Origin of the sequence: Amycolatopsis bartoniae (genome assembly GCF_014191255.1) — a bacterium.
Lineage (GTDB): Bacteria > Actinomycetota > Actinomycetes > Mycobacteriales > Pseudonocardiaceae > Amycolatopsis_E > Amycolatopsis_E bartoniae.
Window position 1 is genome coordinate 118,011 of sequence record NZ_JACHWH010000006.1, and the last position, 24,162, is coordinate 142,172.

Genomic DNA, 24,162 nt, shown 5'->3' on the forward strand with positions numbered 1-24,162 from the left:
GCCACCGGTCGGGCAGAATGGGCGTGGTGACCAGGGAACAGGATTGGGTCGCGGACCGGGTCCGGTTCGGGGCAGGCGAGGACGGGCAGGCGCACGACGGTGCCGAGCCCGGCTGGGCGGGGCCGCTGGCGGAGCAGTTCGCCGAGGCGGGACGCCTGCTGCTGGCGGGCAGCACGGTCGGCGAGGTTCTTTCCCAGGTCGTGGCGGCGGCCAAGGCACTGGTGTCCGCGGCCGACATGGTGAGCGTCACCCTGCGCGCCCCCTCGGGCATCTACACCACGCCGGTGCGCACCGACGGGCTCGCCGACCGGCTCGACCAGCTGCAGTACACCCACGACGAGGGACCGTGCGTGGAGGCCACGCGCACCCCGGGGGTGGGTTTCGTCGAGGTCCCCGACCTCACCGCGCACTCGCCGTGGCCCCGGTGGTCGCCCGCCGCGACGCAGGAGGGTGTGCACTGCGTGTTCTCGGTCGGGCTGTTCCCGAGCACGGCACCGCCGCGGCTCGGGGCGCTCAACTTCTACTCCTTCCGGCCGTACGGGCTCACCGGGCTCGACCGGCAGCTGGCGATCGTGCTCGGCAGCCACGCGGCCACCGCGCTGGCCGCCACCGAGGCCGTCACCGCCGCGGAGCTGGAGGCCGCGCAGCTGCGCCAGGCGTTGCGCACCCGGGACGTGATCGGGCAGGCGAAGGGAATCCTCATGCAGCGGCAGGGGATCGGCGCCGACGAGGCGTTCGACATCCTGCGCCGGACTTCACAGGATCTGAACATCAAGCTGGCGCAGGTGGCGAACCTGCTCGTGACCCACCGCAACGAGGTCTGAACCGCATTACCAGACAAACGCGCGGCTGTCAGCCGTGTTCGCCTCATGTTTGGCACTTTCGTACGAAAGTATCCGCGCGAATTCGGCCCCGGGTACGGGCAGGAAATCGAGGTGGCGCAACCGGTTCCCACAGCGGGGGTCCGGTTTATATCATCGGCCGGGCCGGGGGTCGGAGATGCTGCCGGTGGAACACGGGAACCGGGAGCAGTGCATGCGACGTGAAGACCGCCGGGCCGCCGAGCGGGAAGGCCGGAGAACCACCGCCCGGCGGGCGAAAGCCGGGGCGCTGACCGCGGCTTCCCTGGCACTGGTGCCGTTACTGGGCGGTGGCGGAGTCCCGGTCGCGCTACAGTCCACAGTGGACGTTCCCGCGACCGTGGACGCCGACGGGCAGGTGCCGCGGCAGCCCTCGCTGAGCCCGGACGTGCTGGCCGCGGCCGGGGATCCCGCGCTGCTGGTGCAGCAGCTGCCGTCGTTCGCGGACGTCCCGCTCTCCACCATGGGCACGCCCGTGACCGGGGCGCTGGGCATCCCGGAAAGCGCTTTGCGCGCCTACCAGCGCGCCGAGCAGGAGCTGGCGAAACTCGCCCCGGGCTGCCACATCGGCTGGTCGCTGCTCGCCGCCATCGGCCGCATCGAGTCCAACCACGCGCGCGGCGGCCGCGTCGACGGGCGGGGCACCACCGTCACGCCCATCCTCGGGCCGATCCTCGACGGCGCCGGGTTCGCGGCGGTGCCGGACACCGACGGCGGCCAGTACGACGGCGACACGCGGTGGGACCGCGCGGTGGGCCCGATGCAGTTCATCCCGGCCACGTGGCGGAAGTACGCCTCCGACGGCAACGGCGACGGCGTGGCGGACCCGGACAACGTCTTCGACGCGGCGCTCGCCGCCGGGAAGTACCTGTGCGCGGGTGGCGGGGACCTGCGTGATCCGCAGCAGCGGGCGCAGGCCGTGTTCCGGTACAACCACTCCGACGCCTACGTGAGCCAGGTGCTGCTGTGGGCCGACGCGTACGAGCGCGGTGCCAGCTCGGTGCCGGACGGGCAGCTGCCGGCGGGCCCGGTGGCCGGGTCGGCGGCACTGCCCGCGGGTCCGGTGGTCGAGGCGCCGCCCGCGCCGGTGGTGGCCGTCACGCCGCCGCCCGCCGCACCGGCCACCTCGACCACGCCGCCGCCCTCGTCGGCGAGCGGCACCCCGACCTCGACCACGAGCAGCCGCGGCGCGACGTCCACGACGACGAAGACGTCCACCACCAGCACGACCACCACCACGACGACGACACCCACGTCGGACAGCGGCACGCCGACCAGCGCGCCGCCCACGTGTGCGACGCCGTCGTCCACAACGGACACCCCGACCACGACGGCCAGCCCCACCAGCACGACGAGCGCGGCACCGTCCACTCCGGACACGCCCGCCTGCTGAGGGCGGGCTACGGGGCGCCGAGGGACTCCCACTGCTCGGTGAAGCGCTGGTGCAGCCGCTGCCCGCGCTCGGTCTCGCGCTGGTGCAGCACGCCGAACGTGAACGCGCCCGGCTCGCCGGCCAGGCCGCGCAGCACCTCCCGGGCCACCACGGAGTCGTGGTGCTCGCCGAGGGTGCCGGCGAGCGCTTTCACGTCCTGCCGCCACCTGCGCACCCGCTTGCCCACCACCGGCTCCACGGCCTCGGCCGCGTAGCGCGCCCGCTTCGCCTTCTTGCGCACCTCGTGCAGGCCGGTGTCCAGCTCGGCGCCGGGCGCCAGGTCGCCGAGGCGCCCGGCCTCGCGGGCCAGCCTGCGGTGCGTCCGCCGCACGGCGCGTTCGAGCACGTCCTGCGCCGGTTCGTTCGCCTGCCCCGTGAACGGCGGCCGCGCCACGAGCCGCTCCAGCGCGTCGAGCAGCTCCGCGTACCGCCCGCTCGACAGCGCTTCACGGACGCGGTCGCGGCCCTGGGCGGTCTGCTCGTCGAAGTACGCCGTCAGGCGTGCCTTCGCGCCGGGCGTCACCGCCTCCTCGGGCAGCCGCGCCAGCTCCCCGACCAGGTGCTCACGCAGTACCTCGGTGTCCCGCGCCGCCGACAGCTCCCCGGCAGCCCACCTCAGCTCGTCCGACACCTGCCGGGTCGCGTCCCGGTCGAGCACGTGCCGGAACGCGGTGAGCACGCTGCGGGTACGCCGCATCGCGACGCGGAGCTGGTGCACGGCATCCTCGGCGTCGCGCCGCACCCCGAGGTCGTGCGCGCGGATCGCGTCGAGCTGCGTGCCCAGGTACGCCACCAGGACCTCGCCGGCGGTGGCGCGGCGGCCCGGCGGCCCGGCGTCGTGCGCTCGTCCGGCAGCAGGTGCGCGATCATCCGCTTCAGCTTCGACGGCCAGTGTCCCGGCCGGGCCCCCGCTGCCAGCAGCGCGTCGGAGAAGGTGTCCAGCAGCGCGGGGTCGGCACCGGGCGCCAGCTCGACCTCCAGCTCGCGCCAGGAGTCCAGGTGCAGGACCTCGCCCGCGGTCTCGCCGGAAACCTGGTCGTCGGCCAGCTCCGCGAGCACGCGGCCGTCGGCGTCGATGAGGTCGTAGGTGCTGCGCCGCGTCTTCAGCCGCACCGCGGCGGACAGTTCGACGTCCTCGCCGAGCTGCTCGCGCACCAGCTGCAGTAGCTGCTCGGGGACCTCGGTGGCACTGGCGTCGAGGGGGACGTGCACCTCCTCGCGTGCCCCGTCGGCGGCCGGCAGCTTGAGGTGCCAGCCTTCGTCGTGGCCGCCGGTGCGGCGGCGCAGCGTCAGCTTCGCCCGCGCCAAGCGGAAGTCCGGGGTGTCGAAGTAGGTCGCGTCGAGCGCCGCCTCGACCGGATCCCGTTGCGCCGTCACGGGTCCCGTCCCGGCCAGGCTGGGCACGGGACGGCCGGGGTCGAGGTCGAACTTGCGCTCCCGTTCCACCAGGCGCGCGGGTGCGGGAATCGTCATGGTCCCGGCTTCCCGGGCCCGCGGCGGGTGAAACCGCGGGACTCCGGGAAACGTTCAGCGGGACCGGGACTGCTTGACGGCGTTGATGTACTCGTTCGACGAGCCGAGGTAGGCGAACACGAGCCCCACCACCGCGGCGAGGACGCTGACGTAGCCGAGGATGCTGGCGCCCTGGCCGGCGACGAGGGAGACCACCTGCAGGACGGTGAGCACGGTGAGGGTGATGCGGGCCCAGTTCCGCCCGGCCCGCAGCTTGAACGACAGCCACAGGAAGATCAGCCCGATGACCACCGCGATCACCGCGGCCACGATCACCGCGGCCTGCGCGGCCGTGTTGATCTGGTCCTCGGTGAGCCCGCTCGTGTTGTTCTTGCGCAGCTGGTCGGCCACCGTGCTCTTCGCGGTGAGCGCCAGCACGCCGGAGACCACGCTGATCACGGTGGCGACGAGGAAGCACCAGAACGCGACGTTGATCGAGTTGGGCGGGGCGGTGGCGGCGGTGGGGGACGACGACGACGGCGTGTCGGCGCCGCCGGCGGGGAAGGGCTCGTAAGGCCCGGGCGAATCGGTCATGCCGGGAAAGCTAGAGCACGGTGATCGGGTCCGCAGGCCCTTTTCCCGGCCGCGCCCAATCGTTATGTTCCGACCAGGCACGACGAGGGAGCACACCATGGCCGACTGGCCGGATGACAACGATGACGACGTCTTCGAGCAACTGGACGGAAGCGACACGCTCGAAGCCGGGCGGCCCGAGGACCCGCTCGACGAGGGCTACACCGCCGCCGAGCGCCCGTGGGCGGTGAACGACTGGGGCACCACCCCGGGCGAGGAGAAGTCCGGCGAGGGCCTGGACCGCCGGCTGGCCCGCGAGCTGGCCGAGGGCGGTGACTCCGGCGGCGACGGCCTCGGGGACTCCGATGACACCGACGGCGAGCTGGTCGACGACGAGGTCGGGGACCTGCGCGCGGGACGGCTGCTCGCGGCCGACGGCGGCGACACCGAGCTGTGGGCCACCGACGTCGGCGTGGACGGGGCGGGCGCGTCGGCCGAGGAGGCCGCGGTCCACCTGGTGGACGAGGGCGACCGGTACTGACCGGAAATCCTGGCCGGACAGCCGCCGCGGCGGCGGGGGAGACCCGGATGGCTTCCGGCCGCCCGGCCGGGCATGATGTGCGCATGGCAGCCAGCGAACCGGTGCGTCCCGGCGGCGCCCCGGAGGAGGACCAGGGGGCGGACGGCGTGGTCGTCGTCGAGCGCGCCCCCGGCGCGGTGGTGCTGCGCGTGACCGGCGAGCTGGACCTCGCCACCGCGCCGAAGCTCCAGCAGAAGGTCGACAGCGCCCTGCGCGAGGACCCGCCCGCGCTGCTGGTCATCGATCTGAGCGCGGTCACTTTCCTGGCGTCGGCGGGCATGGCGGTGCTGGTCTCGGCGCACCGCGGCAGCGGTGCCGGCACGGCGGTGCGGGTGGTGGCGGCCAGCAGGGTGACGCTGCGGCCGCTGGAGCTGACGAAGCTGACCACGGAACTGGCCGTGTTCCCGAGCGCGGAACAGGCGCTCGCGGGCTGAACCCCCGGTTCGAGAAAGGACTTGGCGATCGACGTCGGACGGCATCGTGCGCCCTCCGGGACACCGGAGCTGAGCGTCGTGCTGCCCGCGCTCGCCGAGAACGCCAGCGCCCTGCGGCACGCCTTCGACGACTGGGCGCGCGCCGCGAAGCTGCCGGACGAACTGGTGGAGACGATGAGCCTCGCGGTGTACGAGGCGATGGCCAACGCCGTCGAGCACGCCTACCGCGGCCGCGCCGCCGGGACGCTGCGGGTGCACGCGCTGGTGGCCGGGGCGCCGGAGCACGTCCTCATCACGGTCGAGGACGAGGGCCGGTGGCGGACGCCGGACACCGACGACGGGCTGCGGGGCCGCGGCATCCCGCTCATGGAAGCGCTCGCCGGATCGGTGGACATCGCCTCCCGGGCGGACGGCACCACAGTCACGATGGCGTGGCCCGCCGACGGGGGTGGCGAGCCCGGACGGTGACGGTGCGTCCGTGATGGCCGCCCATTAGGCTTACGGCCGGTGTGGGAAGGGAGTGGCCGTGGCTGACCGCCTCGCCTCGTTCGGCTTGTCGGCCGCGATGCGGCTCGCGGCCGCCGTGCGGCGCCACGGGCTTCGCGACCCGCGGCCCGCGCGGGCGGTGGCCACCGCGATCCACGACTGGTTCGGCGGCGACCTCTCGTGCGTCCGCGTCTCGGTGGACGGCGCGCCCGCCGGTGAGGCGGGCGTCAGCGACGCCGGGACGCCGGTCTCGTTCGGCGGGACGTTGTCGGACGGCCGGGACTTCCAGGTCACGCTCCGCGCCCCCGGACCGTTCCCGGCCGGGATCGAGGCCGAGTTCCCGCTGCTGGCCGAGGCGGTGCGCGGCACGCTGGAGCAGGAGGACTCCGCGGCGCTCGCCGACGCCGCCGCCGCGCGGGCCGCGGTGCTGGAGTCCGCCGTCGAGCGGCTGCGCAACGAGGCCGCGGTGGTCGACACGCTGCACACCGTCGGCAGGCGGCTCACGGCGCAGCTGGAGATCGACGTGCTGGTGCAGGAAGCCACGGACGCGGCGACGACCGCCACCGGCGCGGCCTTCGGCGCCTTCTTCTACAACCTGATCAACGAGTACGGCGAGTCGTACACGCTCTACACCCTCTCCGGGGTGCCGCGGGCGGCGTTCGAGAACTTCCCGATGCCGCGCAACACCGAGGTGTTCGCGCAGACCTTCGACGGTATCGGCACGGTCCGGAGCGCCGACATCAGGAAGGACCCGCGCTACGGGCACAACAAGCCGCACTACGGGATGCCCGAGGGACACCTGCCCGTGTGCAGCTACCTCGCGGTGCCGGTGATCGCCCCGACCACCGGCGAGGTGCTCGGCGGCTTCTTCTTCGGCCACGACCAGCCGGGGCGCTTCGACGAGCGCGGCGAGTACCTGGCGGAGGGGATCGCGGGGTACGCCGCGATCGCGCTGGAGAACGCGCGGTTCTTCGCCCGGGAGCGCACCATGGCCAGCGAGCTGGCCCGCGCGATGCTGCCGAAGGTGCCCGAGATCGCGGGGCTGCGGATCGTGTCGCGCTACCGCCCGGCGGCGCTCGGGTCGAAGGTCGGTGGGGACTGGTTCGACGTGATCGAGCTGGCCGGCGGGCGCACGGCGTTCGTGATCGGCGACGTCGTGGGCCGGGGCGTCACCGCGGCGGCGATCATGGGCCAGGTGCGCACCGCGATCCGCTCGTGCGCGCTGCTGGACCTGCCGCCGTCGGACGTGCTGCGCACGGTCTCGCAGCTCATCGGCGCCACCCCGGAGGCTTCGTTCGTCACGTGCTTCTACGCGGTGCACGACCCGGCGGCGGGCACGCTGACGTACGCCAACGCCGGGCACCTGCCCGCGGTGCTGCTGGGCGCGGACGGCGCCACCGAGCAGATCGGCGAGGCGCTCGCGATGCCGCTCGGCGTGGGGCAGGAGTTCCCGCAGGAGCAGTGCGCCTTTCCCGTCGGCGCGCGGCTCGTGCTCTACACCGACGGGCTCATCGAAAGCCACACGCGTGACCTGACCGAGGGCATCGAGGTGCTGCTGGGCAAGCTCGCCGGGCTCGCTTCGAGCACGGACGTCGAGGGCACGTGCGACGAAGTGATCAGCAGCCTCACCGGCGGCAGGCACGACGACGACGTGGCGCTGCTCTACGTGCACTACGAGGCGTGACCGCCCCGGTCAGCCGCCCGTGTTGTCCGATGCGCTCGAAACCCGCGGACGCAGGCTCGCCAGCGCCTCCTCCAGCGTCGGCCGCACGGACAGCACGCCGGTGACGCGGGTGATGCCGAGGATCCGGCGCACCGCGGGCGGGCCGTCCGCGGTCACCAGGCGCCTGCCGCGGGCCGCGAGCGCGGCGCCGAACCGGACCAGGACGGTGATCCCGGACGCGGCCAGGAACGTCACCCCGCCCAGGTCCACGACCACGTCGGTGTCGCGGGACAGCAGCTCCCGCTCGCAGTAGTCCTGCAGCACGCCGCCGGTGGCGGCGTCGAGCTCGCCGTGCGGCTGCCACAGCAGCACCGCCTCACCGGAGGGGGATTCGACGGGCCGGGCGGGTGGCCACCAGCAGGGAAAGGTCATGAAGGGCTCCCCAGGCGCATGAGCGCGAAAACCGGTGGCCGCCACGATTCTGGACATCCAGCCGGAAGAGTTGCCCCAAGAGTACCCCCGGCTGGGGGATCGGCGCGCCGCCGCCCGGCAGCGGCGCGCCGAAGATCACGTCGCCGCGGCCGCCTCGCGCAGCCGGGCCTTCGCCGCCTCCGCCGCGAGCACCGGTTCGGGTGTGGTCGCGGACTCCGGCTTGGTCACCGGCTCGGCCTTGGCCAGCGGTTCGCGCGGCTTCGGCGCTGTCTCCTCCAGCCGGTCGGTCACGCGGTCGACGGTCTCGCCGATCTTGACGAGCTGGGCCAGCAGGTCCTTGCGCAGCTCGCGCAGCCGCGACACCTCGTCCTCGGCGCGGGCGATCATGCGGCGGGACTCGTCCGCGGACGCCTTGGCGGCCTGCTCGCGGAACCGGCGGGCCTGGTCGGCCTCGCGCTCCATCTCCTCCCGCCTCGCGGCGGCGTCGTGCTCGGCCTGCTCGCGAATCTCGCGGGCCTCCGACTCGGCCAGCGCCACGATCCGCTCGACCCGCGCGCCGATCGTGCCGGACCCGGGGAACTCCAGCGGCACGTCGGGGTCGGCGCCGAGCTCGGCGAGCCGTTCCTCGGCCTCCCGCAGGGCCGCGGCCTGGCGCTCGGCGCGCACCCGCGCGGCCCGCACGAACTCGTCGACCTGTGCGCGGTTGTACCCGAGGAAGGCGGCGGAGAACTGGGGCGTGGAGCCGAGGTCCTCTTCCGCAACGGTGGTCTCTGCCATGCCCCGATCCTCAGCCGCGCGCACGCACCCTGCAATCCGGTGCCCCTGGTTACCGCCCGTTCGATGGAAAACCGGGAATCCGGTTTGCGGAACCCGCCGGGGCGGTGTTGATCACCCGGCCGGGCGAGCGACCAGGCGAAAGGGGTCCGCGGGCCGGTACCGTCCGGCTGTCGATCATCGGGGGTGGGTCGTGGACGGTGCCGGCTACGGGGTGCTCGGCGCGGGGCTGCTGGCGGTCGCCGCGGTGGCCGCCGGGCTGTACGTGCGGACGCGGCGCAAGCGGGACGCGGTCCGCGCGGCGCACGACGAGATGGCGCGCGGCCTCGCCGTGCTGACCCTGCAGGCCGGGGTGGCGCAGGCGACGCTCGCCGCGGACCAGGAGGCGGCGCGGCACGCGCTGGCGCGCACGCAGTCCGCGGCGCGCGAGGTGCTGGCCGGGCTGGGGAAGGCGCGCCGCGCGACGGGCTGAGCACTAGCCTTTTTCCATGGCCCGCACTCGCGCATACCGCAACGGCGTCCTCGAAGCCGAGGACTTCCCGCCCGAGGAGCTGTCCGAGTACCTGCGGGACACCAGCGCCACCGTCTGGCTCGACCTGTGCGCGCCCGCGGCGGAGGACCTCACCGTCGTGGCCGAGGAGCTGGGCCTGCACCGGCTCGCCGTCGAGGACGCCGTCTCCGAGCACCAGCGGTCCAAACTGGACAGATACGACACGCACTCGTTCCTGACCGCCTACGGGGTCCGGCTCGACGAGGAGACCGGGGTGCTGGCGGACGACGAGGTCGACGCGTTCATCACCGGGCACGCGCTGGTGACCGTGCGCAAATCGGACCAGTTCGACATCGAGGCCGTCGTCGGGCGCTGGAACTCGGCGTCGGAGCTGGCGAAGAGCGGGGTCGGGTTCCTCGTGCACGGCCTGCTCGACTACATCGTGGACGGCTACTTCGAGGCCGTGCAGTCGCTCGACGAGGAGATCGAGGCGCTCGAGGACACCGTGTTCGAGGACAAGGTGGACGCGAGGGCGATGCAGCGCCGGTCGCTGCGCCTGCGCAAGAGCCTGGTGAAGCTGCGGCGGGTGGTGCTGCCGATGCGCGAGGTGGTCAACTCACTGATGCGCCGCGACCTCGGCGTCGTCGACGACACGATGGCCCCGTACTTCCAGGACGTCTACGACCACGTGCTGCGGGCGTCGGAGTGGACGGAGTCGCTGCGGGACCTGGTCACCACGATCCGCGAGACGCAGCTGACCATCCAGGGCAACCGGCTCAACGTCATCATGAAGAAGCTGACCGGCTGGGCCGCGATCATCGCCGTGCCCACCGCGATCACCGGGTTCTACGGGCAGAACGTGCCGTACCCGGGGTTCGGGTCGTGGTGGGGGTTCGCCGTGTCCACGGCGGCGATACTGGTGATCGCGGGCGCGCTGTACCTGCTGTTCAAACGGCGGGACTGGCTCTGACGCCTCAGCCACCGCACGTCGCGGCCGAAGGACCAGGCGAGCAGGGCGAGGGCGGCGGCGGTGACGACCGTGGCGGCGAGGGCGGGCAGCACGCCCGCGCACGCGACGACGAGCACGATGCCCTGCAGCGCGGCGACCACCTTGCGGGCGCGGCTGTGCGGCAGCGCCACGCGCAGCCACGGCAGGAGCCACGCCGCCACGACGAAGCCGTACCGCATGGCGCCGATCGCCAGCACCCACCAGCCCTGCGCGAACGCCGCCTGCACGCTCAGCACGAGGATCAGGAACGCGTCGACCTCCATGTCGAAGCGCGCGCCGAGCGCCGACACCGTGTGCGTGCGCCGGGCGACCTGCCCGTCGACCGCGTCCAGCACGAGTGCGACCGAGGCCAGCGCCACGAACAGCACCACCGGTTGCGCGCCGCCCGCCCGGTCGGCGACCAGCGCCGCGACCCCGCCGACGAGCACGGCCCGCGCGAGCGTCACCAGGTCGGCGGGCCCCAGCGCGGTCGCGTGCGCCCGCCGCTGGGCGGAGGTGAGCAGCGCCCACAGCGCGACCGCGAAGGCGGCGCCCGCGGACCAGCCGACCGGGCCGAGGCCGACCGCGGATCCGAGCACGGCGAGCAGCAGCAGCTGCGCCGCGAACCCGGCGGTCTGCTCCTGGGCCGGAGGAACCGTGCTGTACTGAGCTCGCGTGATCATCCTGTCCCCTGAATCTGCCGTGGGAGGTCCTCCATGACACGAACCGGACGGGCGTTCTGGTTCAACCCGCCCGGCGCGGGGGAGATCCGGCCCGCGCCGCTCGGTGCGCCCGGCGCCGGTGAGGTGCTGGTCCGGACGCTGTTCACCGGCGTCAGCCGCGGCACGGAAACGCTGGTGCTGCGCGGTGGCGTGCCGGAGAACCAGTACGCGGTCATGCGGGCGCCGTTCCAGGAGGGCGAGTTCCCCGGGCCGGTCAAGTACGGCTACCTCAACGTCGGCGTGGTGGAGGAGGGACCGGCGGACCTGCGGGGGCGCACGGTGTTCTGCCTGTACCCGCACCAGACCGAGTACGTCGTGCCCGCGGACGCGGTGACCGTCGTGCCCGACACCGTGCCGCCGGAGCGCGCGATCCTCGCCGGCACGGTGGAAACCGCCGTGAACGCGGTGTGGGACGCGGCCCCGCTGGTGGGCGACCGGATCGCGGTGGTCGGTGCGGGCATGGTCGGGGCGAGCGTCGCCGGGATCCTCGCGGGGTTCCCCGGTGTGCGGCTGCAGCTGGTGGACCGGGACCCGGCGCGGGCGGAGATCGCCGAGGCGTTCGGCATCGCGTTCGCCTCGCCGGAGGAGGCGGCGGGGGAGTGCGACCTGGTGGTGCACGCCAGCGCCACCGAGGCCGGGCTCGCGCGCTCGCTCGAACTGCTCGCGCCCGAGGGCGAGGTGATCGAGCTGAGCTGGTACGGCGACCGGCGGGTGAGCGTGGCGCTGGGGGAGAACTTCCACTCGCGGCGGCTGGCGGTGCGCAGCAGCCAGGTCGGAATGGTCTCCCCGGCGCGGCGCTCCCGGCGGACCTACGGCGACCGCCTCGCGCTCGCGCTCGACCTGCTCGCGGCACCGGCGTTCGACGTGCTGATCACCGGGGAAAGCCCTTTCGACGAACTTCCGGAGGTCCTGCCGCGCCTGGCCAGGGGCGAGATTCCCGCGCTGTGCCACCGGATTCGCTACGGTTCGTGAAATGTTCGCTATCACCGTCCGCGACCACGTGATGGTCGCCCACAGCTTCCGCGGCGAGGTCTTCGGCCCGGCGCAGCAACTGCACGGCGCCACCTTCGTGGTGGACGCGACGTTCCGCCGCGAGGAGCTCGACGCCGACAACATCGTCGTCGACATCGGACTGGCCACCACCGAGCTCAAGGCGGTGCTCGCCGACCTGAACTACCGCAACCTGGACGACGTGCCGGAGTTCGCCGGCGTCAACACCTCCACCGAGTTCCTCGCCAAGGTGATCGCGGACCGGCTGGCCGGGCGCGTGCACGCGGGGGCACTGGGCGAAGGCGCGCGTGGACTGTCGGGGATCGCGGTGACCCTGCACGAGTCCCACGTCGCGTGGGCGAGTTACGAGCGCACGCTGTGAGATCCGTGCACGTCGTGCTCCCCGGCGACGTCGGCGACGAAACGGTGCCCAGTGGCGGCAACCGGTACGACCAGCGGCTCTGCGCGGGGCTGCCCGGCGTGCACGAGACAGCGCTTTCCGAAATGTGGCCGCGGCCCGGGTCCACCGCCGGGCTCGCGGCCGCGCTCGCGGCGGTGCCCGACGGCGACGTGGTGCTGCTGGACGGGCTGGTCGCGTGTGGAGTGCCGGAAGTCGTGGTGCCGCAGGCATCCCGGCTCCGGCTCGCGGTGCTGGTGCACCTGCCGCTCGCCGAGGAGACCGGGCTCGCCCCGGACGTCGCGGCGGAGCTGGACGCGCGGGAGCGCGAGACGCTGCATGCCGCGCACGCCGTCGTGGCGACCGGCGCCGAGGCCGCGCGTCACCTCGTGACCCATCACGGGCTCCCGTCCGAAAAGGTGCACGTCGTCGAGCCCGGCGTCGATCCGGCCCCGCTCGCCCGGGGCACCGACGGGGTTTCGCAGCTGCTCTGCGTCGCGTCCCTCACCCCCCGCAAGGGGCAGGACCTGCTGGTGGAAGCACTCGCGACGGTCGAGGATCCGTGGCGGTGCACGTTCGCCGGGCCGCCGAAGCACGCGGAGTACGTGGCCCGGCTGCGTCAGTCGATCCGGGACCACGGATGGGAAGACCGGTGCGAGCTGGCGGGGCCGTTGACGGGAAAGGCGCTCGACGACGCGTACGACTCCGCGGATCTGGTGGTGCTGCCGTCCCGCGCGGAAACCTACGGAATGGTCGTCACCGAGGCGCTGGCGCGCGGGCTTCCCGTGCTGGTCACCGACGTCGCGGACCTCGCGAAAACCGTGGCCGGAGCGGGAATCGTGGTGCCGCCGGGGAACGCCGGCGCGCTCGCGGAAGGACTGCGGTCGTGGTTCGCGGACGCGGGGCGCCGCCGTTCGCTGCGCGCCGCCGCCCGCGTCCGCCGTGGCATGCTGGCGCCGTGGACGGAGACCTCGCGCCGCATGGCGGCGGTGCTGGCCCGGCTCTGACGCCGGAGTTCAGCGCGGACTGGCTGACACTGCGGGAAAAGGCCGACGCGGCCGCGCGGGCCGTGGAGCTCGTCGAGCCGTTGCGCGCGGTGCTGCCGCCCCCGCCGCTGGTGGTCCACGACCTCGGCTGTGGCACCGGCTCGATGGCGCGCTGGCTCGCGCCGCTGCTGCCGCAGCCCCAGCACTGGGTTCTGCACGACCGTGACCCCGCGCTGCTGGCGCACGCCGAGGCGACCGTGCCCGTGTCCGCCGAGACCCGGCTGGGCGATCTGACGGACCTGCGTGCCGAGGACCTCGCCGGGGCGTCGCTGGTGACGGCCTCGGCGTTGCTGGACCTGCTCACCTTGGAGGAGGTCGACGCGCTGGCGGAGGTCTGCGTCGAGGCGGGCTGCCCGGCGTTGTTCACCCTGTCGGTGGCCGGGGAGGTGGAGCTGACCCCGCCCGAGCCGCTGGACCTGCGGTTCGCCGCCGCGTTCGACGACCACCAGCGGCGCACCACCGGCGGCCGCACCCTGCTCGGCCCGGACGCGGTCGCCGCCGCCACCGAGGCGTTCGTGCGCCGGGGCGCGGTCGTGCACAGCCGCCGCAGCCCGTGGCGGCTCGGTCCGGGTGAACTTTTCGGGCAGTGGCTTCGTGGTTGGGTGCAGGCGGCGTGCGAACAGCAGCCCGGACTGCGCGAGCACGCCGCCGGCTATCTGAGTCGCCGGCACGGGAGCGAGGCCGTGGTCGGCCACGTCGACCTGCTCGCGATCGGTGGTGCTCCGTGTTCGGAAAACTCTGGCCCTGGCTCCGGCTGACGCTCGCCGCCGCCCTGCTCGGAGTCCTGGTCTGGCGGCTGGGCACCGGCGCGTTCCTCGCCGGGCTCCGCGCCGTCGGAGTTCCGGCCGTCCTGGTCGCACTGGGGATCGGCCTGTTCACCACCGTCTGCAGCGCCTGGCGGTGGTGCCTGGTCGCCCGCCGGCTCGGCCTGCCGCTGCGCCTGAACACCGCCGTGCCGGACTACTACCGCGCGCTGCTGCTCAACGCCGTGCTGCCCGCCGGGGTGCTCGGCGACGTGCACCGCGCGGTACGCCACGGGCACCAGAGCGGCCACGTCGGGCGCGGGATGCGCGCGGTGTTCCTGGAGCGGCTGGCGGGGCAGGTGGTGCTGCTCGCGGCCGCGGCCGGGGTGCTGCTGTTCGACCCCGGGCCCGCGACCACGCTCGTGTCCGGCCGGATGCTGCTGCTCGGCGGCGGAGTGGTGGCGCTGGGAGTGGCCGGGTTCCTGGCCTGGGCGCACTGGCGCGGCCGGATGCCGGGCGTGCGCGCGGCGGGAGCCGCCGTGCTCGAACCGGGAGTCGCGCTGCTGTCGGCGGTCACGCTGGCCGGGCACGTCGGGCTGTACCTGGTGGCCGCCCGGGCCGCCGGGGTCACCGCCCCCGTTGCGCAGCTCGTGCCGCTGATCGTGCTGGCCCTGCTGGTGATGGCGGTGCCGGTCAACATCGGTGGCTACGGGCCGCGGGAGGCGTTTTCCGCGGTCGCGTTCGGCGCCGCGGGCCTCGGGGCGGCCGCCGGGGTCACCACCGCCGTGGTCTACGGGGTGCTCACGCTGGTCGCCGCGCTGCCCGGGGCCGTGGTGCTGTTCCGGCGCGGATCAGGACAGCAGCGCCAGGTACTCGCCGAACGACTCGACGAGCGCCGCGAGCACGTCGCGGCCCTTCTCCGCGGTCGCGAGCGACGGGCGTCCGAGCACACCGGACTTCGTGTAGCCCTCCAGGCCCACCGTCAGCAGGTGCCGACGGTCGTGGGCGACTGAGTCGGCGCTTTCGAACCCGGGACGCACGAGCCCGGGGTGCGCGTGCAGCAGGATCGACGTCTCCAGCTCGCCCGCGTGCATGTCGTCGTCGGCGGTCGTGGTGAGCCCGGCCGCGGCCCGCGCCGATTCCCATTCCGCGAGACCGGGGAACAACGCCATCCGGCCGCGGCTTTCCTGCACCACGTTCGCCAGCACGTAGTTCCCGCCGTGCCCGTTGACCAGCACCAGGTACGGAATTCCGCTTTCCCGCAGGGAACCGGCGATGTCGGTGATCACCGCGTGCAATGTTTTCGCCGAGATGCTGACGGTTCCCGGCCAGGCCGCGTGCTCGTGGGAGCACGAGATCGTCACAGGTGGCAGCAGGTGCACCGGGTGCGCGGCCGCGAGCTCGCGCGCGAGGGTGCAGGCGATGACGGTGTCGGTGGACAGTGGCAGGAAAGCGCCGTGCTGTTCGAAACTTCCCACCGGCAGCACCGCGACCGGAGCCGCCAGTTCCGAGAACGAAGTCGTCGTGGTGAACGGCAGCAGGTCCATCACTCGTGTATACCGGGAAAACGCGGTCCGAACATCCCGAAAGAGGGGGAGCGAATGCCCGACCCGATCTTCGCCCGCGAGGACGTCGCGGAGTCCGAACTGGTCACCCGGCGCGGCCGGTTCCGCGCCGTCGCCTTCGCCCACGGCGGGAGCGAGCACCTGGCACTGGTGTTCGGCCGCGAGCCGTTGGGCGAGGACGTGCTCGTGCGCGTGCACTCGGAATGCCTGACCGGCGACATCTTCGGCGCGGTGCGGTGCGAGTGCGGTGAGCAGCTGGGCGCGGCGCTGGACGCGATCGTGCGCGAGGGCAGCGGCGTCCTGGTCTACCTGCGCGGCCAGGAGGGACGCGGGATCGGGCTCGTGGCAAAGGTGCGCACGCACGTGCTGCAGGACGAGCAGGGCATGGACACCGTGGACTCCGCGACGAGCCTCGGACTGCCGGTGGACGTGCGCGACTACACGCCGGCGGCGCTCGTGCTGGCGCACCTGGGCGTGCGGTCGGTGCGGCTGATGTCGAACAATCCGGACAAGATCAGCTCGCTGGAGGAGCACGGGATCCGCGTGAGCTCCCGGGTTCCGCTGCTGATGCCCGCCAGCCCGGACAACATCGCGTACCTGCGCGCGAAACGCGACCGGCTGGGGCACGACCTGCCGCAGCTGGACCGGTTCGCGGTGGGGGAGCGGCATGGCTGACCACCGCGCGCTGCTGCCGGTGGCGCGGGAGGCGGTCGCGATCGCGCACCGGATCGTACGGGCGCGGGCGCCGGTTTCGGTGCGGGCGAAGGGTGATCGCGACCTGGTCACCGATGTGGACGTCGCCGTCGAGGAGGCGGTGCGAGATTTTCTGACCCGCGAGACCCCCGAAATCGGTGTGCTCGGGGAGGAACACGGACGGTCCGGCGCCGAAAACGGGCTGTGGTGGGCGCTCGATCCCGTCGACGGCACGGCGAACTTCGCGCGCGGCCTCCCGTTGTGCGGGATTTCGCTCGGCCTCGTCGACGGGCGGCGCAGCGTGCTCGCGGTGATCGACCTGCCGTTCCTGGGCGCGGACTACGCGGCCGTGGAGGGGTTCGGCGCGTACGCCGGGCAGGAGCGGATCCACGTCTCGGCGGCCACCGCGCTGCCGGACGCGGTGGTCGCGATCGGGGACTTCGCGGTGGGGGAGGACGCGTGGCCGAAGAACCGGGCGAGGCTGGTGCTGCTGGAGCACCTCGGCGCCCGCGCGCAGCGGATCCGGATGCTCGGCACGGCGGCGACCGACCTGGCGTGGGTCGCGCACGGGAAGCTGGAGGCGGCGGTGATCCTGGCGAACCTGCCGTGGGACACGATGGCCGGCGTGCTCCTCGTACGCGAGGCGGGCGGCTTCGTCCTGGACGGTGACGGCACCGAGCACACCACGGCTTCCGCGGCGACGATCGCCGTCTGCGGCGGCCTGCGTGACGAAATCCTCGGCGCGGTCGCGAAAGCGTTGCAAAGTGTATAACGGCATATACGGTACGGGTTTTTACGACCTAAACCAGCCGTCCGCCTGCGTATCCTCACGTCACCTCAAAAACGGCAAGGACGCGATCAGTCGCCCAGTTCCTTGCGCACCCGCGGCAGCACCTCGGTGCCGAGCAGCTCGATCGCCGTCATGACCTGCTCGTGTGGCACGCCGGACCAGTCCATCTGCAGCGCGTACCGGTCCGCGCTGGTGAGCTTCCCGACGGCGACGAGACGGTCGGCGACCTCGTCCGGCGTGCCGACGAACAGCGCCTGCGCGTTGTCCGTGTAGCGGTCGTACTCCGCGCGCGTCGGGATGGCCCAGCCGCGGGCGCGGGCGCCGTACTTCATGGTCTCCAGCCAGTACGGGTAGAAGATGTCCTTGGCCTCCTGCGAGTCGCGCGCGATGAACCCGATGGCGCTCATCGTGACGTGCAGTTCCTCCGGGGTGTGCCCGACCGACGCCCCGGCGCGGCGGTAGAGGTCGACCAGCGGCGCGAACCGCTCGGGCCTGCCGCCGATCACGGCGTACACGACGGGCAGCCCGAGCAGCCCAGCTCGCGCCGACGATTCGGGGTTGCCGCCGGTGCCGATGGAGATGCGCAGGTGGTCGCGGTACGGCCTCGGATAGACGTGCGCGTTCTCCAGTGGCGGGCGATAGCGGCCCGACCACGTGATCGGGTGCTCGCGGTCGAGGTGCAGCAGCAGGGCGAGCTTTTCCTCGAACAGCTCGTCGTACTCGGCCAGGTCGGCGCCGAACAGCGGGAACGACTCGGTGAACGAGCCGCGCCCGGCGAGCAGTTCGGCGCGGCCGCGGCTGAGCTGGTCGAGGGTGGTGAACTGCTGGTACAGCCGCACCGGATCCTCTGTGGACAGTACGGTGACCGCGCTGCTCAAGGTGATCTGCTCGGTGACGCTCGCGGCGGCGGCGAGCACGGTACCGGGGCTGGAGATCGCGAAGTTCTCCAGGTGGTGCTCGCCGAGCCCGTAGAAGGACAGGCCGAGCTCGTCGGCGAGCTTGATCCGCTCCAGCGTCTGCGCGAGCTTGTCCGCGACCGTGTCCTGCTGTCCGGTGATCGGGTCGGGGCTCCGGTCGCCGAAGCTGTAGATGCCCAGTTCCATGGTTCCGCCTGCCTTTGGTTGACGTGTCACCGTCTCCAACCGGCGGGCGGGTGGTTTTACTCCGCGGGGGTGAGCACGATGCGCTGCCCGGGCGCGGTGGGCGCGTGCCACGCCTGCTCGACCTGTGCGAGGGGTATCGGCAGCGGGTCCACCGTCACCCTGCGGGCGGTGATCTCCTCGGCGAGGGACGGCAGTTCGGCCACGATGCCCGCGGTGGTCACCGAACCCTGTCCGCTGCCGAGGATCGTGAGGTTGGCCGCGCGCAGCAGGAACGACGGGAGGGTGAGCTCGCGGCCCGCGACGGAACCGAGCTGGATCCAGCTGAGCGGCCGGGCGCGGTGGGCGGGCGGTCAGCACGGCGGCCTGTGCCACGTCGTCCAGGGTCACCACCTCGTCGGCGCCAAGGGGTTTGAGCAGGTCGAGGCGGTGCGGGTCGCGTCCGGCTCCGACGACGCGTGCCGCGCCGAGGCGCCGCGCGATCCGGACGGCGAGCTGCCCGGCGTTGCCGGTGGCGCCGAGGACGAGGACGGAACCGCCCGCGGGGAACGAGATCCGGCGGCGCAGCGCGATCCACGAGGACATGCCGGGGTTCATGCCGACGGCCACGGCGAGCGGGTCGGTGTCCGCGGGCAGCGGGATCGCGCGGCGGCGGTCGACGACGGTCTGCTCGGCGAACGTGCCCGGCGCGTCGTCGTAGGCGACGAAGTACAGCAGCTCGCCCTCGGCGGTGCGACCGACGGCGTCGACGCCGGGCACCAGGGGCAGTGCGCCGTCGGAGGTGTAGTGGCTGCCGTCGGCGGACGAGCGCACGCGCGGGTGGAGACCGGCGGCGAGGACGTCGACCAGGACCTGGTGCTCTCCGGACGGGACGGGCGCGGGGAACTCCTCGTAGCGGGGCGGGGGGCCGAACGAGTGGACGACGGCGGCGTGCATGGTGGTCGCCGCCGAGCACGAGCTGTCGGTCGTGCAGCTGCGGTTGCTCGGGGTGCTGCGCGACCGGCGGCCGGGGATGCTGGAGCTCGGCGCGCACCTGGGGCTGGACAAGTCGTCGATGACCGGGCTGGTGAGCCGCGCGGAGAAGCGCGGCGGCTTGATCCACTGGATCAGACCAGTTCCCCGAAACCGACTTCCGACCCCTTCCCTCCCGCGCGTCCGTGAAATATGTTGTGACCCGCAACATTGCTCTCCGCTGTTACCCCACCGGGTCACGACGCGTTCGCGTGACCCGATCTCGTCCTGCGCACACCTGCAACGAAGGAGGATCGTGTGAGAACGCTTTCCCCAGGACGCGGCACCCGCCTGGCGGGTGCCGTGCTCGCGGCCGCCGCGCTGACGGCGACCGCGGTACCGGCCGCCGTGGCGGCGCCGGACTCCGCGGACCGCACGCCGGCCTACCTCAACGCCCGGCTTCCCGTCGAGAAGCGGGTCGCGGACCTGCTCGGCCGCATGACGCTGGCCGAGAAGGTCGGCCAGATGACCCAGGCCGAACGCGGTGCCATCGACGCCGACCAGGCCCAGATCACGAACCTCGCCCTCGGTTCCGTGCTCTCCGGCGGCGGCTCGACGCCCGCGTCCAACACGCCCGAGGCGTGGGCCGACATGATCGACGGCTACCAGTCGCGGGCGCTGGCCACGCGGCTGCACATCCCGCTGCTGTACGGGATCGACTCGGTGCACGGCGACAACAACCTCGTCGGCGCCACGATCTTCCCGCACAACGTCGGCCTCGGCGCCACGCGTGACCCGCAGCTGGTGGGCCAGGTCGAGCACATCACCGCCACCGAGACCAGGGCGACCGGCCCGCAGTGGGTCTTCGCGCCCTGCGTGTGCGTCACGCGGGACGAGCGCTGGGGCCGCACGTACGAGTCCTTCGGTGAGGACCCGAAGCTGGTGCAGCAGATGGAAACCGCGATCGACGGGTTCCAGGGCACCAGCACGAAGGACCTCGACGACCCCGACCACGTGCTCGCCACCGCGAAGCACTACGCCGGGGACGGCGACACCACCTTCGGTACCTCGACCAGCGGCACGTACACCATCGACCAAGGCGTGACGATCACCGACTGGCAGCACTTCGCCCAGACCGATCTCGCGCCCTACGTCACGGCGGTGCGGCAGCACGACGTCGGCAGCATCATGCCGTCGTTCTCCAGCGTGCAGTGGACCGACCGGCCCGGCAGCACCCCGGTGAAGATGAGCGCCAACAAGGAGCTGCTGACCGACGTCCTGAAGCAGAAGATCGGCTTCGACGGGTTCCTGATCAGCGACTGGGAAGCGATCCACCAGCTGCCCGGCGACTACGCCACACAGGTCCGCACCGCGGTCAACGCGGGCATGGACATGTTCATGGAGCCCAACAGCGCGCCGCAGTTCGAGCAGGCGCTGACCGCGGAGGTGCAGGCCGGGCGCGTGTCGATGGCCCGGATCAACGACGCGGTGAGCCGGATCCTCAAGGCGAAGTTCGAGCTGGGCCTGTTCGAGCACCCCTACACCGACCGCTCGAACATGGGCACGATCGGCTCGGCGCAGCACCGCGCGGTGGCGCGCCAGGCGGTGTCGGAGTCGCAGGTGCTGCTGAAGAACTCGAACAACGCGTTGCCGCTCAAGGCGTCGCAGAAGATCTACGTGGCGGGCGTGAACGCCAACGACCTCGGCAACCAGGCCGGCGGCTGGACGGTCACGTGGCAGGGGCAGTCGGGCAACACGAGCTTCCCCGGTACCACCATCCTGCAGGGCATCCAGCAGGTCGCGAAGAACGTGACCTACAGCGCGGACGCGTCGGCCCCGACCGCCGGCGCGGACGTGGGTGTCGTCGTGATCGGTGAGACCCCGTACGCGGAGGGCGTCGGCGACGTGGGCAACGGCCACACGCTGAACATCTCCGACGCCGACCGGGCGAACATCGACAAGGTGTGCGGCGCGATCAAGACCTGCGTCGTGCTCGACGTGGCCGGGCGCCCGCAGATCGTCACCGACGAGCTGGGCAAGATGGACGCCTTCGTGATGTCCTGGCTGCCCGGCAGCGAGGGCGCGGGCGTGGCGGACGTGCTGTTCGGCAAGAAGGCGTTCACCGGCAAGCTGCCGGTGACGTGGCCGCGCAGCGAGGCCCAGGAGCCGATCAACGTCGGCGACCGCGACTACGACCCGCTGTTCCCCTACGGCTACGGGCTCACCACCCGCAGGTAGCCCGTCCCCAGGTCCGGTGCCCGCTCCTCGTCTCCCGCGGCGGGGCGGGCACCGGACCACCCCAGGCTCAGAGACTCACTCCTGCCCAGGCTCAGAGACTCACTCCTGGCCCGCCTCCCGGCGCGCCTTGGCGCGGCGCTTGCCCTCGTGCATCGCCTGCACCCGCGCCACCGGGATGGTGTGGCCCTCCTCGACGAGGTCGTCCGGCAGCCGCTGCGGCTGCGGCATCAGCTCGGCCCACGGGTCGCGGTCGCCGAGGACGCCGGGCGCCGTGCGGACCGTGAAGTCGTGCGGCGAAACCGCGTCCAGGTCGGCCCAGGCGACGGGGAACGACACCGGCAGGCCCGGGCGCACGCGTGGGCTGTAGACCGAGACGACGGTGGCGCCCCCGGCGCGGGTCGAGTCGAGGAACACCTTGCCGCCGCGGTCCTCGCGGATGAACGCGGTGGTCGCCAGCGCCGGATCCAGGCGCTCGGCCCGCGCGCCCAGTGCCCGGCCCGCGGCCGCGGCCACGTCGGCCGTGGTCCCGGGAGCCAGTGGCACGAAGACGTGCACGCCCTTGGCGCCGCTGGTCTTCACCGCGCCCGCGAGCCCGGCGTCGGCCAGCGCCTGGCGGACGAGGTGCGCGGCGCGGACGGCGAGGGCGAACGAGTCGTCCTGCTCCGGCGGGTCGAGGTCCATCACCAGGTGGGTCGGGTGGTGCGGTTCGCCTGCGGGGGCGAGCGCGGGGTGGTACTCGATCGCGCGCTGGTTGGCGAACCACAGCAGGGTACGGCGGTCGTCGCACAGCGCGTAGGAGATCTTCCGGTGGGAGCTTTCGGCCCACAGCGTGGCCCGCGGCACCCATTCGGGCGTGTACTTCGGCAGGTTTTTCTGCATGAACGCGTCCTGGCCGCGCAGGACCCGCACGACCGACAGCGGCCGCGTGCGCAGCGCGGGCAGCATCCGGCCGGCGACGGCGTCGAGGTAGTCGACGAGGTCGCGCTTGACGGCGTCCGCGCCGTCGAACAGCGCCTGGTCCAGGTGGGTCAGTGGAACGCCGTCGCGTACCTCGTCTGCGCTCATCGGCCCAGCCAACCAGGACCGCGACGGTCCGGCAACCGTCCACTGTGGATCGCGAGTGGACCCCGCCCGGCTGTTCCGGTCCCTGGGAGAACAGCCGGGCGGGCCGGCAACTCGTGGTCAGTTGAACACCACGAGCGGGTCGTTGCGCAGGTACAGCACGGGTCCGACGCACTGCCACTGGCCGGGGAGCCAGCGTCCGGCGAACTGCCCGGCCATGCCGGCGGCCTGGCAGAAGTAGCTGCTGCCGAAGTCCTGTGCCCTGATCCAGCCGCTTTCGTCGCGTGGCGCGGCCGAGGCCGGTGCCTGCGTGAGTGCGAGGGCGGTGCCCATCGCGGCCGCGGTCAGCAGGGCGTGGGTGGTCGTGCGGTTCATGTCTCCTCCACGTGTCGGGTCACAAGCTGTCCCACCACCAGGCGATGGCGGGGATGGGCAACGGTCCGGGCCGGGGGTCGGACGGGCCGTCGGCCCACGCGGCGCCGCCCGGCCGGGGGCTCTCGCCGTAGCCGCTGTAGCGGGGCACTCGCAGTGCCCAGTCGGTGTTGCCGCGGATCGCGTGCCCGAGGCATCGCAGGTACGCCCGCAGCGCGCTGCTGGTGCGCGGGTCCGCCGCGACCTGGTCGCGGAGTTCGAGGAAACGGGTCATCACCCGGTCTCGGAGGCGGTACGCCTCGGCGAGGGCGTCGGCGGGTGGCAGGCCCTCGTGGACGCGCAGGACGTTGATGAGGTTCTGGTCGGTGTGGTCCTCGGTGGTCTCCTTCCGGTGGGAGTGCAGGTCGTTGTCCCACGCCGCGACGAGCATGGCCATCTCGGTGAGGGCGCGGACGGCGGGTGAGTCCATTTCGGCGGCGGGGACCTCCTGGCCCAGCGCTATTTCGAGCATGGCGAGCGTCGGCGGGCCGCCCGCCGCGTTGGGGCGCATGGCGGTGTAGTCGGCGAGGGTGGGCATGCGCCCGGCGGCGCAGTTGGCGATCTGCCAGGCGACGCCGAACAGCCAGGCGCGGTGGGCGTCGGTGAAGCGGCGCACCTGTACGGGGGTGGCGCAGGCGGCGAACGCGCGCCCGATGTCCTGCAGCGCCGCGACATAGGGGTCGTCACCCGGCGGGGCGTGCCACGGGTTTTCCAGTGCCTGTTGCAGGGGGCCTGCCATGGCCAGGAACTTCACCGGGTCGGCGCTGAACTCGCCGCTGTCGCAGCGGGTGTCGTCGAAGGCGAAGCCCCAGTAGACCCAGTGCACGGCCGCCTGCAGTCCTTCGCGGCAGGCGGCGGGGGCGAAGCGGGCGTAGAACTCGGCGCTGTTGGTGCCGAGCACCCGGGCGCGCCCGGTTTCGCCGGAGTAGAAGCGGAACCGGTCGATCCACTCGATCGCGCGCCGTTCGACCTCGTCGACCTCCGGGTGGATCGCGGGTTCGATCGGGCAGTAGAAAGGGCGCAGTTCCAGCGTGGTCATGCGATGGCTCCTGACGATTTCCCGCGACGCGGCGGGAAACAGCGGAAAACGTAAGCGATTTCGGATATCCGGCGAGTGCCGGTGGAATTCACTATGGCCGTCGCCGGGCCGCGCGGGCAACCCGCATCACGCGAACGAGTAGCGGATTGTCCTTGCGTGGCAAGGGATTACGCAGTGGACACTGCTTCGCCCACATGGTCGGGGAGTCCACCTCGGACGGGTGGTGCGAGATGCCCCCTGGTTTTGCCGTG

The 24,162-nt window shown here is 72.8% G+C and carries 25 protein-coding genes and 3 pseudogenes; 17 read left to right on the top strand and 11 right to left on the bottom strand.

The annotated features are described in order from the left end of the window. Window positions 1–17: 17 nt before the first annotated feature. A complete protein-coding gene (locus FHX82_RS25840) occupies window positions 18–824 on the top strand; it encodes an ANTAR domain-containing protein (protein ID WP_221216559.1) in 807 nt (268 codons plus the stop codon). Window positions 825–1,035: 211 nt separating this feature from the next. Next, complete coding sequence (locus tag FHX82_RS25845; RefSeq protein ID WP_145937318.1) at window positions 1,036–2,253, top strand: lytic transglycosylase domain-containing protein; 1,218 nt, start codon at window positions 1,036–1,038, stop codon at window positions 2,251–2,253. 7 nt (window positions 2,254–2,260) lie between these two features. Here the strand turns inward: FHX82_RS25845 and FHX82_RS25850 are convergent, their stop codons facing one another. The 3 genes and pseudogenes from FHX82_RS25850 to FHX82_RS25855 form a co-directional block, all read right to left on the bottom strand. Further along, entirely contained in the window at window positions 2,261–3,085 is an 825-nt protein-coding gene (locus FHX82_RS25850; protein ID WP_183176840.1) for a CHAD domain-containing protein, read from the bottom strand. Window positions 3,086–3,270: 185 nt separating this feature from the next. Further along, a pseudogene (locus tag FHX82_RS37255) lies at window positions 3,271–3,765 on the bottom strand (CYTH domain-containing protein); the annotation flags it as partial. Between the two features lie 54 nt (window positions 3,766–3,819). Then, window positions 3,820–4,338, bottom strand: coding sequence for a hypothetical protein (locus FHX82_RS25855; protein WP_145937315.1), 519 nt, complete (start codon window positions 4,336–4,338; stop codon window positions 3,820–3,822). Window positions 4,339–4,435: 97 nt separating this feature from the next. Here FHX82_RS25855 and FHX82_RS25860 point away from each other — a divergent pair, with 97 nt between their 5' ends. The 4 genes from FHX82_RS25860 to FHX82_RS25875 all read left to right on the top strand — a co-directional run bounded on the left by FHX82_RS25860 (window position 4,436) and on the right by FHX82_RS25875 (window position 7,501). Continuing rightward, window positions 4,436–4,858: a DUF5709 domain-containing protein gene (locus FHX82_RS25860; RefSeq protein WP_145937314.1), complete on the top strand. Its 423-nt coding sequence runs from the start codon at window positions 4,436–4,438 to the stop codon at window positions 4,856–4,858. An 83-nt stretch (window positions 4,859–4,941) separates the two neighbouring features. Then, window positions 4,942–5,331, top strand: coding sequence for an STAS domain-containing protein (locus FHX82_RS25865; protein WP_145937313.1), 390 nt, complete (start codon window positions 4,942–4,944; stop codon window positions 5,329–5,331). 21 nt (window positions 5,332–5,352) lie between these two features. Continuing rightward, window positions 5,353–5,799 carry an ATP-binding protein gene (locus FHX82_RS25870; RefSeq protein ID WP_145937312.1) on the top strand — a complete coding sequence of 149 codons (447 nt, stop codon included), beginning with the start codon at window positions 5,353–5,355 and terminating at the stop codon, window positions 5,797–5,799. A 58-nt stretch (window positions 5,800–5,857) separates the two neighbouring features. After that, window positions 5,858–7,501 carry a PP2C family protein-serine/threonine phosphatase gene (locus FHX82_RS25875; RefSeq protein ID WP_229880242.1) on the top strand — a complete coding sequence of 548 codons (1,644 nt, stop codon included), beginning with the start codon at window positions 5,858–5,860 and terminating at the stop codon, window positions 7,499–7,501. A 9-nt stretch (window positions 7,502–7,510) separates the two neighbouring features. Here the strand turns inward: FHX82_RS25875 and FHX82_RS25880 are convergent, their stop codons facing one another. Together FHX82_RS25880 and FHX82_RS25885 are read right to left on the bottom strand one after the other, a co-directional pair. Next, window positions 7,511–7,912 carry an STAS domain-containing protein gene (locus FHX82_RS25880; RefSeq protein WP_183176841.1) on the bottom strand — a complete coding sequence of 134 codons (402 nt, stop codon included), beginning with the start codon at window positions 7,910–7,912 and terminating at the stop codon, window positions 7,511–7,513. Window positions 7,913–8,047: 135 nt separating this feature from the next. After that, on the bottom strand, window positions 8,048–8,689 hold the full coding sequence (locus tag FHX82_RS25885) for a hypothetical protein (protein ID WP_145937310.1): 642 nt from the start codon (window positions 8,687–8,689) through the stop codon (window positions 8,048–8,050). A 190-nt stretch (window positions 8,690–8,879) separates the two neighbouring features. On the opposite strand from FHX82_RS25885, the gene FHX82_RS37825 reads away from it, so the two are divergent. Both FHX82_RS37825 and FHX82_RS25895 read left to right on the top strand, forming a co-directional pair. Further along, window positions 8,880–9,158, top strand: a complete 279-nt coding sequence (locus FHX82_RS37825) for a histidine kinase (protein WP_183176842.1) — start codon at window positions 8,880–8,882, stop codon at window positions 9,156–9,158. A gap of 16 nt (window positions 9,159–9,174) precedes the next feature. After that, window positions 9,175–10,146, top strand: a complete 972-nt coding sequence (locus tag FHX82_RS25895; RefSeq protein ID WP_145937308.1) for a magnesium transporter CorA family protein — start codon at window positions 9,175–9,177, stop codon at window positions 10,144–10,146. Between the two features lie 98 nt (window positions 10,147–10,244). Here FHX82_RS25895 and FHX82_RS37830 read toward each other — a convergent pair. Continuing rightward, window positions 10,245–10,847 (bottom strand): annotated as a pseudogene (locus FHX82_RS37830) (CDP-alcohol phosphatidyltransferase family protein); the annotation flags it as partial. Window positions 10,848–10,880: 33 nt separating this feature from the next. Between FHX82_RS37830 and FHX82_RS25905 the strand changes: the two are divergent. From FHX82_RS25905 to FHX82_RS25925, 5 genes and pseudogenes are all read left to right on the top strand, one after another. Next, window positions 10,881–11,858, top strand: coding sequence for a zinc-dependent alcohol dehydrogenase (locus FHX82_RS25905; RefSeq protein WP_145937306.1), 978 nt, complete (start codon window positions 10,881–10,883; stop codon window positions 11,856–11,858). Window position 11,859: 1 nt separating this feature from the next. Then, on the top strand, window positions 11,860–12,258 hold the full coding sequence (locus FHX82_RS25910; RefSeq protein ID WP_145937305.1) for a 6-pyruvoyl trahydropterin synthase family protein: 399 nt from the start codon (window positions 11,860–11,862) through the stop codon (window positions 12,256–12,258). Further along, the gene (locus tag FHX82_RS25915) at window positions 12,255–13,280 is read left to right on the top strand and encodes a glycosyltransferase family 4 protein (RefSeq protein ID WP_222425982.1); all 1,026 of its coding nucleotides are present in this window, start codon (window positions 12,255–12,257) and stop codon (window positions 13,278–13,280) included. Before FHX82_RS25910 ends, FHX82_RS25915 begins: the two co-directional genes overlap by 4 nt. Next, window positions 13,232–14,077 (top strand): class I SAM-dependent methyltransferase, encoded by an 846-nt coding sequence (locus FHX82_RS25920; protein WP_183176843.1) that lies wholly within the window; start codon window positions 13,232–13,234, stop codon window positions 14,075–14,077. Before FHX82_RS25915 ends, FHX82_RS25920 begins: the two co-directional genes overlap by 49 nt. Continuing rightward, window positions 14,044–14,826: pseudogene (locus FHX82_RS25925) on the top strand (lysylphosphatidylglycerol synthase domain-containing protein); the annotation flags it as partial. The gene FHX82_RS25920 and the pseudogene FHX82_RS25925, both read left to right, overlap by 34 nt. Window positions 14,827–14,913: 87 nt before the next feature. On the opposite strand, the gene FHX82_RS25930 reads toward FHX82_RS25925, so the two are convergent. Further along, window positions 14,914–15,609, bottom strand: a complete 696-nt coding sequence (locus FHX82_RS25930) for a creatininase family protein (protein ID WP_145937302.1) — start codon at window positions 15,607–15,609, stop codon at window positions 14,914–14,916. Window positions 15,610–15,663: 54 nt separating this feature from the next. On the opposite strand from FHX82_RS25930, the gene FHX82_RS25935 reads away from it, so the two are divergent. Together FHX82_RS25935 and FHX82_RS25940 are read left to right on the top strand one after the other, a co-directional pair. Further along, window positions 15,664–16,302 carry a GTP cyclohydrolase II gene (locus tag FHX82_RS25935; RefSeq protein WP_145937301.1) on the top strand — a complete coding sequence of 213 codons (639 nt, stop codon included), beginning with the start codon at window positions 15,664–15,666 and terminating at the stop codon, window positions 16,300–16,302. Then, a complete protein-coding gene (locus FHX82_RS25940) occupies window positions 16,295–17,092 on the top strand; it encodes an inositol monophosphatase family protein (RefSeq protein WP_145937300.1) in 798 nt (265 codons plus the stop codon). Before FHX82_RS25935 ends, FHX82_RS25940 begins: the two co-directional genes overlap by 8 nt. Before the next feature lie 86 nt (window positions 17,093–17,178). Here FHX82_RS25940 and FHX82_RS37835 read toward each other — a convergent pair whose 3' ends face one another. Further along, window positions 17,179–18,213, bottom strand: a complete 1,035-nt coding sequence (locus FHX82_RS37835) for an LLM class flavin-dependent oxidoreductase (RefSeq protein ID WP_145937299.1) — start codon at window positions 18,211–18,213, stop codon at window positions 17,179–17,181. Between the two features lie 931 nt (window positions 18,214–19,144). On the opposite strand from FHX82_RS37835, the gene FHX82_RS36635 reads away from it, so the two are divergent. Further along, window positions 19,145–19,483, top strand: a complete 339-nt coding sequence (locus FHX82_RS36635; RefSeq protein WP_221216560.1) for a winged helix DNA-binding protein — start codon at window positions 19,145–19,147, stop codon at window positions 19,481–19,483. Next, window positions 19,480–21,399: a glycoside hydrolase family 3 protein gene (locus tag FHX82_RS25960; protein ID WP_222425981.1), complete on the top strand. Its 1,920-nt coding sequence runs from the start codon at window positions 19,480–19,482 to the stop codon at window positions 21,397–21,399. Before FHX82_RS36635 ends, FHX82_RS25960 begins: the two co-directional genes overlap by 4 nt. 99 nt (window positions 21,400–21,498) lie before the next feature. On the opposite strand, the gene FHX82_RS25965 is transcribed toward FHX82_RS25960, so the two are convergent. The 3 genes from FHX82_RS25965 to FHX82_RS25975 form a co-directional block, all read right to left on the bottom strand. Further along, a complete protein-coding gene (locus FHX82_RS25965) occupies window positions 21,499–22,464 on the bottom strand; it encodes a DNA polymerase domain-containing protein (protein ID WP_145937298.1) in 966 nt (321 codons plus the stop codon). Between the two features lie 117 nt (window positions 22,465–22,581). Next, window positions 22,582–22,836 (bottom strand): hypothetical protein, encoded by a 255-nt coding sequence (locus FHX82_RS25970; RefSeq protein WP_145937297.1) that lies wholly within the window; start codon window positions 22,834–22,836, stop codon window positions 22,582–22,584. Between the two features lie 19 nt (window positions 22,837–22,855). After that, on the bottom strand, window positions 22,856–23,911 hold the full coding sequence (locus FHX82_RS25975) for a terpene synthase family protein (RefSeq protein ID WP_145937296.1): 1,056 nt from the start codon (window positions 23,909–23,911) through the stop codon (window positions 22,856–22,858). Between the last annotated feature and the right edge of the window lie 251 nt (window positions 23,912–24,162).